The 13,458-nt window shown below is 60.8% G+C and carries 11 protein-coding genes; 5 read left to right on the top strand and 6 right to left on the bottom strand.

All coding sequences use genetic code 11. The features are described 5' to 3' along the window. Positions 1-222 precede the first annotated feature (222 nt). A complete protein-coding gene (locus tag JT51_RS14615) occupies positions 223-1,239 on the top strand; it encodes a porin (RefSeq protein ID WP_037313879.1) in 1,017 nt (338 codons plus the stop codon). Positions 1,240-1,372: 133 nt separating this feature from the next. Here the strand turns inward: JT51_RS14615 and JT51_RS14610 are convergent, their stop codons facing one another. Genes JT51_RS14610 through JT51_RS14595 form a run of 4 tightly spaced genes read right to left on the bottom strand, consistent with a single transcriptional unit; the run spans position 1,373 to position 5,034 of the window. Then, complete coding sequence (locus tag JT51_RS14610; RefSeq protein WP_037313877.1) at positions 1,373-1,984, bottom strand: DUF3833 domain-containing protein; 612 nt, start codon at positions 1,982-1,984, stop codon at positions 1,373-1,375. Beyond that, complete coding sequence (locus JT51_RS14605; RefSeq protein ID WP_037314377.1) at positions 1,981-3,204, bottom strand: MFS transporter; 1,224 nt, start codon at positions 3,202-3,204, stop codon at positions 1,981-1,983. Before JT51_RS14605 ends, JT51_RS14610 begins: the two co-directional genes overlap by 4 nt. After that, the gene (locus tag JT51_RS14600) at positions 3,204-3,749 is read right to left on the bottom strand and encodes a hypothetical protein (RefSeq protein WP_051927573.1); all 546 of its coding nucleotides are present in this window, start codon (positions 3,747-3,749) and stop codon (positions 3,204-3,206) included. The genes JT51_RS14605 and JT51_RS14600 overlap by 1 nt, the downstream gene beginning before the upstream one ends. Beyond that, positions 3,700-5,034: an NAD(P)/FAD-dependent oxidoreductase gene (locus JT51_RS14595; RefSeq protein ID WP_037314369.1), complete on the bottom strand. Its 1,335-nt coding sequence runs from the start codon at positions 5,032-5,034 to the stop codon at positions 3,700-3,702. The genes JT51_RS14600 and JT51_RS14595 overlap by 50 nt, the downstream gene beginning before the upstream one ends. A gap of 167 nt (positions 5,035-5,201) precedes the next feature. Between JT51_RS14595 and JT51_RS14590 the strand changes: the two genes are divergently transcribed. Further along, positions 5,202-5,927 (top strand): SDR family NAD(P)-dependent oxidoreductase, encoded by a 726-nt coding sequence (locus JT51_RS14590; RefSeq protein ID WP_037313875.1) that lies wholly within the window; start codon positions 5,202-5,204, stop codon positions 5,925-5,927. Between the two features lie 18 nt (positions 5,928-5,945). Here JT51_RS14590 and JT51_RS14585 read toward each other — a convergent pair whose 3' ends face one another. After that, positions 5,946-7,598 carry a DUF6504 family protein gene (locus JT51_RS14585; RefSeq protein WP_037313873.1) on the bottom strand — a complete coding sequence of 551 codons (1,653 nt, stop codon included), beginning with the start codon at positions 7,596-7,598 and terminating at the stop codon, positions 5,946-5,948. A gap of 191 nt (positions 7,599-7,789) precedes the next feature. Between JT51_RS14585 and JT51_RS14580 the strand changes: the two genes are divergently transcribed. The 3 genes from JT51_RS14580 (at position 7,790) to JT51_RS14570 (ending at position 12,251) form a co-directional block, all read left to right on the top strand. Beyond that, complete coding sequence (locus JT51_RS14580) at positions 7,790-10,708, top strand: error-prone DNA polymerase (protein ID WP_037313872.1); 2,919 nt, start codon at positions 7,790-7,792, stop codon at positions 10,706-10,708. Between the two features lie 49 nt (positions 10,709-10,757). After that, the gene (locus JT51_RS14575) at positions 10,758-11,171 is read left to right on the top strand and encodes a group III truncated hemoglobin (protein WP_037313870.1); all 414 of its coding nucleotides are present in this window, start codon (positions 10,758-10,760) and stop codon (positions 11,169-11,171) included. A 144-nt stretch (positions 11,172-11,315) separates the two neighbouring features. Then, positions 11,316-12,251, top strand: a complete 936-nt coding sequence (locus JT51_RS14570; RefSeq protein WP_037313868.1) for a DMT family transporter — start codon at positions 11,316-11,318, stop codon at positions 12,249-12,251. A gap of 55 nt (positions 12,252-12,306) precedes the next feature. Here JT51_RS14570 and JT51_RS14565 read toward each other — a convergent pair whose 3' ends face one another. Next, positions 12,307-13,419, bottom strand: coding sequence for an S-(hydroxymethyl)glutathione dehydrogenase/class III alcohol dehydrogenase (locus JT51_RS14565; RefSeq protein ID WP_037313865.1), 1,113 nt, complete (start codon positions 13,417-13,419; stop codon positions 12,307-12,309). Positions 13,420-13,458 lie beyond the last annotated feature (39 nt).

The following is a 13,458-nucleotide window of genomic DNA, read 5'->3' as shown; positions in this document are numbered from 1 at the left end:
TTCCGATCAATTTTTGCAACGTGATCCCATGAAGTGTCAAAATAAGCCTAATCCTTAGAAAACTTGCCTTCCGAATTCTGAACGGCTTTTGCAAAGATGCAACAGGGCCTTGGAACCGCTAAGGAAATCTTAGCCAACATATTGCAGACAACCTGAAATTATCCGAGTAGCCCCCTCAGCTGCCCTGGGTGGCTATACTCCTCTCAAACTTATGGATTCACCATGAAAAATGTTCTCATCGCATCGACCGCGTTGATCGCAACAGCAAGCGTTGCCGCGGCCGACGTTAAATTCAGCGGCTATGGCCGTTTTGGTATTGGCTATCTGGAAGACCGTTCCGGTGACGTTGATAACTTCACCACGAACGCAGCTGGCGAAGTTGTTCGCGACGGCAGCGCAGATGTTGACACCGACAACACCATCCTGATCTCGCGTTTCCGCCTGAACATCGACGGCACCGCAGAAACCGACGGTGGTGTTGAATTCCAGGCACGTGTTCGTCTGCAAGCTGACGAAAACGACGACAACGGTGAGCAGAACGAAGCTGGCCTGAACGGCGCGCGCTTCTCGGTCATCTACGGCGGTCTGCGTGTTGACGCGGGTAACGTTGCAGGTTCGTTCGACAACCTGGACGACTACTTCGGCACCGAGCCGGGCCTGGAAGAGTTCCTGGGTCAGTATTCGGGCGTGGACTACGACTTCCTCGAGTACAGCTCGACCGGTTCCGGCGCGAACGCTGTGTTCTTCCGTTACACAGTTGCCGACTTCAACTTCAGCGCTTCTTATGACCAGCGTACCGTTGCTCTGAATGGCAACGCCAAGGATGCCGACCGCTGGGACGTAAGCACAAGCTACACCTTCAACAACATCACCGCGTCGTTGGCCTATGGCCGTACGGACCTGGCTGATGGTGGCGACGAAAGCCTGGCACTCTTCACTCTGGGTGCGGAACTGGGCGATTTCTACGGCACGCTGCTCGTTGCTAAAGATGACGTTTCGGATGCCGATAAAGACGGCACCGCATACGGTTTCTCGGTTGCTTACAACCTGGGTGCCGCGACCACGCTGCAACTGGTTTACGGTGACGGTTCCGAAGACGGCGACACCCGTAACGTTGGTGTTGGCGCAATCTACGACCTGGGTGGCGGCGCAACGCTGCGCGGCGGTGTTGGCCAAGTCAAAGAAGGCCAAGCCGACAGCAGAATCCAAGCCGACTTCGGTGCTCAGTTCAACTTCTAAGTTGATTTGAACCGTTAAGGTTTAAGGGCGGGTCTGCGGACCCGCCCTTTTTCATGCCCGCACCTTGGCCGCTATGTCCAATCGTCAAAGTTGAAAGTCACGGCGCTGCTCCGGTGTTTGTCGCCGGTATTGATCAGGGTCTCGCCTCAGCCGCGGTGTCATAGCCATTGGTGCCGCTGACATGGGCGGCCTTGATCTGGGGCGCGGGGCGCATTGTGGCAATCAATTCGGCGACCTTGATCCCGAACTTGCGCATTTCCGAGCGGTTCAGGATGGCGCCGTTCTCGGTCAGATACATCCAATCGGTCACATCCAGAGTGTGCCCACCCGAATCCTCGGGCAGGATGATCCGATAGGTCAGTTTGACGGTCGATCCCGAAACGGTGCCTTTCCCCCGACCTACGATGTCATCAGCCGTGGCGATGAAAGTATTGCCGGTGCCCAGCGTCAGGTGCCATTTTCGGGTGATCTGCTTGCCGTTGGAGTAGGTGAAAGTCTCGGTCAGCGTGCCGCGGTTTCCATCCCATTCCCCAACCATGCGGGCAACAAAGCTGTTCGTCATCTTGCCAGTGGGCCCATAGATCAGCCCTTCGGACAGGATTTCTCCACTCAGGTTTTCCTTCATTTTAAAGGTCGGTCCGGTTCCGGCGTAATCTGACGGCGATTGTGACCGAAAGCCCAGGAACCAGCCTTTGGCCGCAAACAGGGCAAGGATGACGACAAGCAGTACAAGGATCAGTTTCATTTGGCTGAGACCTCAGTAGGCAGCGTCAGAACCAATCCAAACGCGCCGAGTTTCAGGATGCAGGGCAGCACGGCATAAGCGAGGTTGAGCGTCTGTAACGCCTGCGCCGAATTGGCATGTCCTGGGGTGAAGCCGCTGCGTTCCAGCAGTGGCAGTGTGAGAAAGGCGGCCAGCGCAAGGCCCAGCTTGCCCGCAAATGACCAGATGCCGAACGCGGATGAGGCATTCAGCCCCGCGCGCGTCAACACGACCGAGAACATGGCGGGTAACACCACCATATCCGCGCCCAGTGCTGCGCCGGATGCCAGGCAGATCATGGCAAAGCCGGACAGGTTGCCGGCCGACAACATGGCGGCCCCGATAAAGCCCGCGATCGACAGCGGCATAGCGATTATCAGAGTCTGTTTCGCGCCAATTCGATTGCTGAGCCTGGCCCAAAGCGGCACGCTGGCCCCGGCGCTGAGAAAGAAAAGGATCAGCAGCGGCCCGGCTTTACCGGGCAGTTGCAGGCGGTCCTCGACAAAAAACAAAAACAGGGTCGACGTGATCGCCACCGGCAGGCTGTTGACCAAAGCCAGCACCAACAGGCGCAATGCACCGGCCTGACCCAAACCGGCAAGGGACAGGCTGTTTCCGGTGATCGGGGTGCGTCGCCAGATCGGCAAGGTCACGATCAGCGTGACAACGGCCAGACCCCCCAGGAACATGCCAAAGGCGGGATAACCTTGGGCGCCTGTTCCAAAAGCTACGAACATCGCCGGGGCGCTGGCGGCAAGAACCACGCCGGTCAGTTGACCGCCCTCGCGCCAGGCGGCCAGTGTCATCAGTTCGGACGGATCAGGGTGTTTCGCCAATGTCGCGCTGCGACCGTACAGCAGGATGGTTCCAAGGCTGTACGCGGAAAACAAGAGCACCAAAACAGAGACTAATACAGGGATACTGACGCCCTGTGGCAGGTCAAACAACAGGGGAAACCCAACCGCCAACCCAATCGCTGCGGTTGCGGCAAACAAGGATTGCGCCTGCGGCCAGCGGTCGATGGCCCAGCCGATCAGCGGATCTTGTATCAGATCGACCAGCCGGATCATCAGCAGAATGGTTCCGATCAGCGCCAGCCCCATACCCAGATTGACGGCAGCAAAACGCGGCAGATGGATATACAGCGGGATACCCGCCGCAGCCAACATCAGCGCATAAAGACTGACACGCGGATACAGCATCATCGGCCTTTCAACTGTCGGGCGAAGCTGGCTGATCTGGCGTCAGCGCCCAGAAAGATGGACATGAAGGCACGTTTGGCCCCGGGGTAGGACAGGGTGCAAGTTTTTTGCCCGTTGCGCCAAAAGCCAACCCTGTTTGGCCCCCGGGAAATCGCAACATAGATGTCGCCCTTGCCAACGGCCTGAAAGCATTGCTTCAACTGGGTTTGCGTCGGGGCCGGGCTGCCCTGCCGGGCCATCTCATCCAGCGTCGATTCCACCAGCGCTTTTTGCCTGAGCGTTTTGCGATAGGTCAGTTGCAGGCCAAAATCCTCATCCCAGCTGAACGCGGCACCTTTTGGGGTGTAAAGTCGGGCATCATAGACCGGCACGCCCAGAAATCGAAATGTCGCGCTGCCCCTTGGCTGCGCGTCGGGCAGCGTTTGAGTGACAGGCGACGCCGCCAACCCGGTCGGAGCCAGTAAAGCAAAGGAAACCAACGCTGCGCCGCAGATGTCAAATATCTGCCGGAGCAGGGAGGGTCGGGTCGTCTGCGGACATGCCATTGTCAGCTCCGATTGTGTGCGGGCTGCTGTTTATGCGCTGGACAACATGCATCGCGCTGGCAATCCCGTCTTCGTGAAAACCATGCCGGTTGTAAGCTCCGGCAAACCAGGTTCGGTTCTGCCCCTGCATCGCGCGAATTTGTCCCTGCGCCTTCAGGGCGGCCTTGTCGAACACCGGGTGGGCAAATTCGACCTGATCGTAAATCTTGTCCGCGGAAATATCCGACGATGCATTCAGCGTCACAAACAGCGGATCGCTGTCCGCAATGTTTTGCAGGCGGTTCATCCAATAGGTGACACCAACGTTCCCAGCCTGCGAACGATAGGTCCAGCTGGACCAGCACGCGCGCCGCTGCGGCATCTGACGGGGGTCACAATGCAAAATAGCAGTGTTGGGCTGATAGCGAATAGACTCTAATGCGGCTTTTTCTTCAGATGTGGCGGCCTCACCCAGAATGGCAAGGGATTGATCGGAATGGGTGGCCATAATGATCTCATCAAACAGGTCGGCCTGCCCCTGACTGTGCACCGTGACACCCGTATCGTCGCGCTGTACATGATCGACCGGCGCGGCCAGACGGATTTCGCATCCACGCGCACGCAGGGCGGCGTCGATCCGGCGAACATATTCGATGCTGCCGCCTTTGACCGTGTACCATTGATGCTGTTTGGCACGGCCGCTGGCCAGCAGGGCGTGGTTGCGGAAGAACTGCACCAGTGAGCGGGCCGGAAATTGATCCACAAACTCGACCGGGGTAGACCAGATCGCGCCGCACATCGGCATCAGGTAATTGTGGCGGAACCACTGGCCCAGACGCAGTTGATCGACCAGCTCTCCGATTGTGATGTCATCATCCTGCGCGGCGTCGGGGGCCTCTTTTCCAAACCGCAGGATGTCGGCGATCATCTTGTAATAGGCCGGGCGGGCGAGGTTGCGTTTCTGTGCGGTCAACGTGCGCAGGTTGTTCAGCCCATATTCGATACGGCCATTGTCGATGGTGGCGCCAAAGCTCATTTCGCTTTCGATCACCGGCACGTTCAGCTCATCGAACAGCTTCGTCAGGTATGGGTAGGTGGCATAGTTGAACACGATGAACCCGGTATCGACGGGCTGATCGCCATTCCTGCCTGCCATGACCGTGCGGGCGTGCCCGCCCAGCCGGGGTTCGGCCTCGAACAGGGTGACATCGTGGTTTTCTGAAAGATAGTAAGCGGCGGACAGTCCTGAGATACCTGCACCTACTACTGCGATTTTCTTGCGTACGCCCCGGGTTTCGTCGAACATGCCATCCTCTTTGTGCGACATTTTACAATAGGATACGCAGAAGATGCGGGGGTGGATCAATCGGATCAGATGTTTTTCGCAAATGCACGGGGTCGTGATGCCTGGGTGCATGATCCGGCCGCGTCCCCTATCCGTAATACCTGATACGCAACAGAAGTGGCCGTGGTATGAGCAGCTTTGACGGAAAGACCTATTGGATTGTCGGCGCAAGCGAGGGGCTGGGCCGCGCGCTGGCCCGGGCGCTGAGCCGTCATGGCGCGCATCTGATCCTGTCCGCGCGCAATGCCGACCGACTGGGCGATATCTGTGCTGCTCTGCCCAATGCGCGCTCCGTGCCCTGTGATGTGACCAATTTGGACTCGGTTCGTGATGCTGCCGCGCGGATCGGACAGGTGGACGGGCTGGTCTATAACGCCGGGGCGTATGACCCCTTGCGTTCGACCGAGTGGAAGACCGAATCCGCGCTGGCTATAAGTGATGTGAACTATTCCGGCGCTGTGCGCGTGCTGGGCGAAACAGTGCCCGGGTTTGTGCAGGTTGGGCGCGGCGACATCACCCTGATCGGGTCTCTGGCGGGCTACCATGGCTTGCCTGCGGCGATCGGATATGGCTCCAGCAAGGCGGCGCTGATTTCTCTGGCCGAGACGATGCGGCATGATCTGGCCGGAACCGGCGTGACCGTACGGATCGTCAACCCCGGTTTCATCAAGACCCGCCTGACCGAGAAGAACAAGTTCCGGATGCCAATGCTGATGACGCCCGAGGACGCGGCAGAGCGCGTGGTCAAGGCAATGTCGCGCCGCCGTTTCCGCACCGATTTCCCGGCACCGTTTTCCTGGGTGGTTCGTCTGATCGATTATCTGCCGGATCTGTTGGTGTATCGCGGAAGATAGAGCCTAATTGGGTGAAATTCACCCAAACTGCCCCTGACAGAACCAGCCCGCCGACAGGCTGCCGCCATGGCCGTAGAACAGCCACAGCCGTTCCCCCTGTTCCGTCACCACCACCCAATAATCGCGCACGCCGCTGCGCCAGTTGGGATCATCCAGCCACCATTCCGGTGCGATCCGTTCCGGGCCGGTGGCCTGCGCCAACTGCCAGTCGCGCCCACGCCAGCGAAACGCAGCGGGCATATCCGGGGTTTCCGGAGCCATCACCGGCTCGGGTTGCCACATCTGCAAGGGACGGGCGCGCGGCGCGGCGGGCCAGTCGCGGGCGGGTTCCGACCACGCCGCCGCCAGAACCTGCGCGGTCTTTTCGGGGATATGCGAGGCCGCCGGGTGACGCCGGGTGATCGCCTCCAGCCCGACCCGAGCGCCCAGTTTGCCGATCAGGTCATCGACTGCGGTATTACCCTCTAGCCGGTTGCGAACGGCACGCTGCGCCTCGGCGTGACCGGCCATGGTGCGGGCGTGGATGGGCTCGGACTGCACCGCCTCAAGCCGTAGCATGTCGATGCCATAGCCTGCGTCAATCTTGTCGATCTTCATCTCTAACAAGGGGCGAATGCGATGTTTGTCATAGGTTGGGCGGGCCAGACCGACCTCGATGATCTCAGCCGCCTGATCGGCGCGATGCGCCTCCAGCCGCAGGGTGCGAACGCCGCGGCCTTTCTCCTCAAGCTTGGCGCAGAGCGTGGGCAGCACCCGGTCGATGGCGGCCATCACGTCCTCAATCAGCCCGATCGGGTTGGGCAGGGTCATCCGCACCGCAAAGTGATGCGGTGGGCGGGCAGGGGAAACCGGCTCGGGCGCGCTGCCCATGGCCTGATCCAGCCGCAGCACCAGCCCGCGCCCGAACCGCCGCGCCAGTGAGGCGCGGGGCTGGCCCAGCAGATCGCCGATCCGGCGCAGGCCCAGACGGTTCAACTGCGCCACGATCTGATCTTCCAGCCGCAGCGCCGCGATGGGCAGGGGGCTGAGTGCGCCATAAACCTGCCCGGGCGCCGCAATCCGTGCGCCACCGCCCAAGGCCATCACCTGCGGCGCGGCCCCGCCCTTGGTCCAATGCCGCCGCTTGGTGGCGCGGGCGCGGGTGGCGCGGGCTTCTTGACTGATGGCGTCGCCGTTGCGGTCGGATGTGGCCTCTTGCCCGGCATAGCGCGCCAGCGCCCAGGCCGCGCCCAGCGTGTCGGCGATGCCCATCTGCACGCTTAGCCCCATATCGGCGCAGTCAGCTTCAATAACGCGCAGCAACGCCTCTTCGCCGCCGAACAGATGGGTGCAGCCCGACAGGTCGATGACCAGCCCATCCGGTGTCCCTTCGGCCACCCATGGGCTGAACTTGCCCGCCCAGCGGCGCAGCGCGGTCAGGAACGCGGCCTCGGCCGGGGTGTTGCGCGGGCGGGTGATCAGGCTGGCACACATGGCATGGGCGTCGCGCACCGGCTGCCCGATACGCAGCCCGGCGGCCTGAGCGTCGGCATTCAGCGAGGTGACGACCTGCATGTTCGACTGTTCCGTCACCACTGCCAAAGGCCCGGCATGCAGGCCCCGCGCGGCCCGGATCAGCCGTTCAGCCCCCAGACGGGGAAACCACAGGGAAAGTATTCGGCGTTTGGGCATCGGACAGACATCACATGTTCTTATTTTGTTCTTATCTTGGAATCACCTGCCGAGTCCACGCTTGCCGTGATGTGACGCGTTTTCTGGCATAACAGCTTTTGACCCGCAGGAATGCGACAGGCCCCGATCCACGCTGTATGAAATTTCGATAGATACATTAGAACAAAACGTGAATATAATGCAGAATCGCCATGTATGCCGAATTGTCGATCACGTCGAATTTCACCTTCCTCACCGGGGCCTCCCACCCCGAGGAGTATATGGAGCGTGCCGTCACCCTGGGCCTGCCAGCCATCGCGATTGCCGATGACAACTCGGTCGCCGGAATCGTCCGCGCCCACACCCAGGCGCGTGAGATCGCCCGCAAAGTCCGCGAACGGCTGGAGTGGGAGGCGCAGAACACCTCCGTAGGTCCGCCTTGCCCCGATCACATCCCGAAACCGCCCTCTTACCCCATCCATGCGGTGCCGCGCTTGATCCCTGCGGCGCGGTTGATTTTTACCGACGCGCCCACCGTGACGGCCCTGCCGCTGAACCGGCAGGGCTGGGCTAACCTGTGCCGCATCCTGTCCAAGGGCCGCCTGCGCGCCGAGAAGGGCGATTGCATCCTGCACCTGTCCGACCTGCTGGAATTTTCCGACGATCTCCACCTGCTGCTCTGGCCACAGACGACCCCGTCCACTGGCGGCGCGGACGGATGGCGGACACAGGCGCAACAGCTGACGCGCCGCTTTGACGGACGGATGCATCTGCTGATGCACCCCCGGTATGACGGCGCAGATAGTGCGTATTTCTCTGCATTAGAGACTAAATCAAAGCTATTGGGTCTCCCCACACTCGCCAGTGCCACGCCGTTGATGCATCACGGCACCCGTCGCAAGCTGGGGGATGTGCTGACCGCCATCCGCCTGCGCCGCAAGGTGGATGAGCTGGGGCGTGACGCGCTGGCCAATGGCGAACAACGTCTGCGATCCGAACCCGAAATGCTGCGTATCTTCAAGGGCTATGAGGGCGCGGTTGCCCGCGCTCATACGCTTAGTGAACAGCTCACCTTCTCGCTGGATGAGCTGCGCTATGAATACCCCAGCGAAGGCAGCGAACAGGAAACCCCGATCCAGCGCCTGCACCGTCTGGCGCAGGAAGGGTTGCAATGGCGCTATCCGGCGGGGGCGTCGGACAAAGTCAAAAAGATGCTGGCGCATGAACTCACCCTGATCGGCAAGCTGAAGTATGAGCCCTATTTCCTGACCGTCCGCGATATCGTCCATTTCGCGCGCTCGCGTGACATCCTCTGCCAGGGACGCGGATCGGCGGCCAATTCGGTAGTCTGCTTCTGCCTCGGCATCACCGAGGTCAGCCCCGAAATGGGCACCATGGTTTTTGAACGCTTCGTGTCCGAGGCGCGCGACGAGCCGCCCGATATCGACGTGGATTTCGAACATGAACGCCGCGAAGAGGTCATCCAGCACATTTACGACCGCTACGAACGCCACCGCGCGGGGCTGTGTGCCACCGTCATCCACTATCGCGGCAAGCGCGCCATTCGCGAGGTCGGTCGCGCCATGGGGCTGACCGAAGACACCATCTCGGCGCTGTCCTCGCAGCTTTGGGGGTTCTTCTCGGCCGCCGGGCTTGAGGCCGAACGGATGCGTGAAATCGGCCTTGACCCCGAAGATAGACGTTTGAAACAGACTCTAATGTTGGTCTATGAGATCAACGGCTTTCCTCGCCACCTGTCTCAGCACGTCGGCGGCTTTATCATCACCGAAGGGCGGCTGGACGAACTCGTCCCCATCGAAAACGCCACGATGGAAGGCCGTACGGTCATCTGCTGGGACAAGGATGATATCGACACGCTGGGCATCCTCAAGGTCGATGTGCTGAGCCTTGGCATGCTGACCTGCATCCGCAAAGCGTTTGATCTGATCGGACAACACCATCAGACCCAATACACGCTGGCCACCCTGCCGCCCGAGGACCCGGTGGTCTATGACATGCTGTGCAAGGCCGACAGCATCGGCGTGTTTCAGGTGGAAAGCCGGGCGCAGATGAACTTCCTTCCCCGGATGAAGCCGCGCAAGTTCTACGATCTGGTGATCGAGGTTGCCATCATTCGCCCCGGTCCCATTCAGGGTGACATGGTGCATCCCTATATCCGGCGTCGGAATGGCGAAGAGCCCGTCGTTTTCCCGTCGGATGAACTCGGCGAGGTGCTGGGCAAAACCCTGGGCGTGCCGCTGTTTCAGGAACAGGCGATGCAGATTGCCATTGTTGGTGCGGGGTTCACCCCGGAACAGGCCGACAGGCTGCGCCGCTCGCTGGCGACCTTCAAGAAACATGGGTCCGTCAGCGAATTCCGCGCGTTGTTCCTGCGCGGGATGGAGCAAAACAATTATGATCGGGATTTCGCCGAGCGGTGTTTTTCGCAGATCGAAGGCTTCGGCTCCTACGGCTTCCCCGAAAGCCACGCGGCCAGCTTTGCGCTGTTGGTCTATGCTTCGGCCTGGATCAAATGTCATCATCCGGGCATCTTCGCCTGTGCGCTGCTGAATTCGCAGCCGATGGGGTTCTACGCCCCGGCGCAGATCGTGCGCGATGCGCGCGAACACGGGGTTCAGGTGCGCCCGGTCTGCATCAATGCCAGCTTCTGGGACAATGTGATGGAGCCTGACGGCCATGGCGGGCTGGCCCTGCGGCTGGGGTTCCGCCAGATCAAGGGTCTCAGCGAAGAGGATGCCAGCTGGCTGACTGCCGCGCGCGGCAACGGCTACCATCAGGTCGACGATGTCTGGCGCCGCGCGGGGCTTGGCCCCTCGGTGATCGAACGGCTGGCCGAGGCCGATGCCTTCGCCGCCTGCGATCTGACCCGGCGCGAGGCGTTGTGGCAGGCCAAGGCGATTGCGACCGCCAAGCCCCTACCGCTGTTCTCGCAGGACCTGGAGGGCGAGGCGCTGGACGAGCCCGAAGCCTACCTGCCGCAGATGACGCTGGGTGAGCAGGTAGTCGAGGATTACGTCGCCACCCGCCTCAGCCTCAAGGCGCATCCGGTGGCCTTGCTGCGGCACCTTCTGACGCCAGACCCGCGCGACAAAACCACCCCTGTAGCGTGACACAAAAACCGGCTATTGGCCTTGTACAGTGCCAAAACCCGAGGCCTTGATGTCCAGACCAACCCTGCCCCCGCGCTTTCCCGCGACGCCCGAACAAATTAACGTGCAGGTCCGTGCATTCTATGCCCGCGTCCGGCAGGATGCGGTGCTGGGCCCCGTCTTCAACAGCCACGTCACCGACTGGCCCGTACATGAGGAAAAGATCGCCGCCTTCTGGCGCAACGCCATCCTGTTCGAGCGCAGCTATGACGGCAATCCGCAGCGGGTCCATATCGAACGGCCCGATGTAAAACCTGAGATGTTCAACCATTGGCTGGACTTGTTCGAAGAGGTCGCCACCCAGACGCTGCCGCCGGAAACTGCCACGCCGTGGGTGGCGCTGGCCCGCCGCATCGGTGTGGGGATGAGGGCCGGTGTGCAATCTGCGCGCCAACCAAGGGATGCGCCGCCGATCCTGCGGTGATCCCGGATATGACATGTTAGCGGTAAAATAAAGGCTACCCGCCTTAGCAAAATGCGGTTAAGCAGCCATAAAGACAGCGGGGGTAACCTCAGCGCCGTCAAGGCAGATTGCCAGCATACCGATTCATGACCCGAGGCCCGACAGATGAGCGCTCAAAACACCACCCTGCGGGGACTTGGATATGCATTTCTGGGCTTTGCGGTCTTTGCCAGCCATGACGCGCTGATCAAGGTGCTGGGCGGGACCTACTCGGTCATGCAGATCATCTTTTTCGCCACATTGTTTTCCTTTGTCCCGATGGCGGTGACGATCCTGACCGACCGGACAACCGGGAACTTTCTGCCGCATCACCCGTGGCTGGTTCTGCTGCGGTCTGCTTTGATGGTCACCTCGATGGTGTGCGCATTCTATGCCTTTTCGGTCCTGCCATTGGCCGAGGTCTATTCGCTGCTGTTCTCATTTCCGCTGATCGTCACGGTCCTGTCGATCCCGATTCTGGGTGAGGTCGTCCGCGCCCAGCGCTGGGCGGCTGTTGCTGTGGGTCTGATCGGCGTGCTGATCGTCTTGCGACCCGGATCAACGGACATCACGCTGGGCCATCTGGCTGCCCTGACCGCCGCGTTTTGCAGCGCCTTTGCATCCGTTCTGGTGCGAAAGATCGGAAATGAGGAACGCTCGGCCGTACTAATCCTCTACCCGATGCTGCTGGCCATTGCGGTCATGAGCATCGCCCAACCCGCCGTATATCAGCCACCATCCCTACTACATCTGGCGATGATGGCCCTGGTCGGGGTGTTTTCGGTGATTGCGCAACATCTGATCATTCTGGCCTATCGCGCCGCGCCCGCCGGAGTTGTGGCCCCCAGCCAATACAGTCAGATCATCTGGGCCACGCTGTTCGGGATGGCCTTTTTTGGCGAAAAGCCTGACGGCTGGGTCGCTTTCGGGGCCAGCATTATCATCGCATCGGGTGTTTTTGTTGTTTGGCGTGAAAGCCGGTCAAACGCATCGGCCAATACGCCAGTGCTGCGCGTTCGGTCGCCACGCGCGGATACCGGGGCAACACGACCGGGGGAGTAATAAAAAACGGCGCGCCAGACAGCGCGCCGTTGATGAAACCCTACGGATTAGAGCCTTAGTAGACCACCACCGAGCGGATGCTTTCGCCCTTATGCATCAGGTCGAAACCGTGGTTGATGTCGTCCAGACCCATGGTGTGGGTGATCATCGGATCGATCTCGATCTTGCCGTCCATGTACCAATCGACGATCTTGGGCACGTCGGTCCGGCCTCGTGCGCCGCCAAAGGCGGTGCCGCGCCACGACCGCCCGGTGACAAGCTGGAACGGACGGGTCGAGATTTCGGCCCCCGCAGGTGCCACGCCGATGATGATGCTCTCACCCCAGCCTTTATGCGCCGATTCCAATGCCGCGCGCATCACGCCAACATTGCCGGTGGCATCAAAGGTGTAATCCGCGCCGCCTTTTGTAAGGTTGACCAGATAGGGCACCAGATCGCCTTCGACCTCTGCCGGGTTGACGAAATCGGTCATGCCAAACTTTGTGGCCATTTCCACCTTTGACGGGTTCAGGTCGACGCCGACGATCTGATCGGCCCCGGCCAGGCGCAGGCCCTGAATGACGTTCAGGCCAATGCCGCCCAGACCAAACACAATGGCGCGGCTGCCAATCTCGACCTTTGCGGTGTTGATCACCGCGCCAATGCCGGTGGTCACGCCGCAACCGATGTAGCAAATCTTGTCGAAAGGCGCGTCCGGGCGCACCTTGGCCAGCGCAATTTCCGGCAGAACGGTGTGGTTGGAAAAGGTCGAGCAGCCCATGTAGTGCAGGATCGGATCGCCATCCAACGTCGAAAAGCGCGAGGTGCCATCGGGCATCAGGCCCTGACCCTGAGTTGTCCGGATCGCCTGACACAGGTTGGTCTTGGGGTGCAGACAATATTCACACTCGCGACATTCCGGGGTGTAGAGCGGGATCACATGATCGCCGGGTTTCAGGCTGGTGACACCGGGGCCGACCTCGACCACCACACCGGCACCTTCATGGCCCAGAATCGCGGGAAACAGGCCCTCGGGGTCGGCACCCGACAGGGTGAATTCATCGGTGTGGCAGATGCCGGTGGCCTTGATTTCAACCAGAACCTCACCCGCCTTGGGGCCTTCGAGGTTCACCTCCATCACTTCCAATGGTTTGCCCGCCTGAACGGCGACGGCGGCACGGGTACGCATGGTGCTTGTCTCCCTGTCAATTTTGCCCCGACCCTGCGT

The organism is Ruegeria halocynthiae (genome assembly GCF_000743705.1).
GTDB classification, from domain to species: domain Bacteria; phylum Pseudomonadota; class Alphaproteobacteria; order Rhodobacterales; family Rhodobacteraceae; genus Ruegeria; species Ruegeria halocynthiae_B.
The sequence above is the reverse complement of the archived record's forward strand: the minus strand, read 5'-3'. Positions and strand labels throughout refer to the sequence as shown.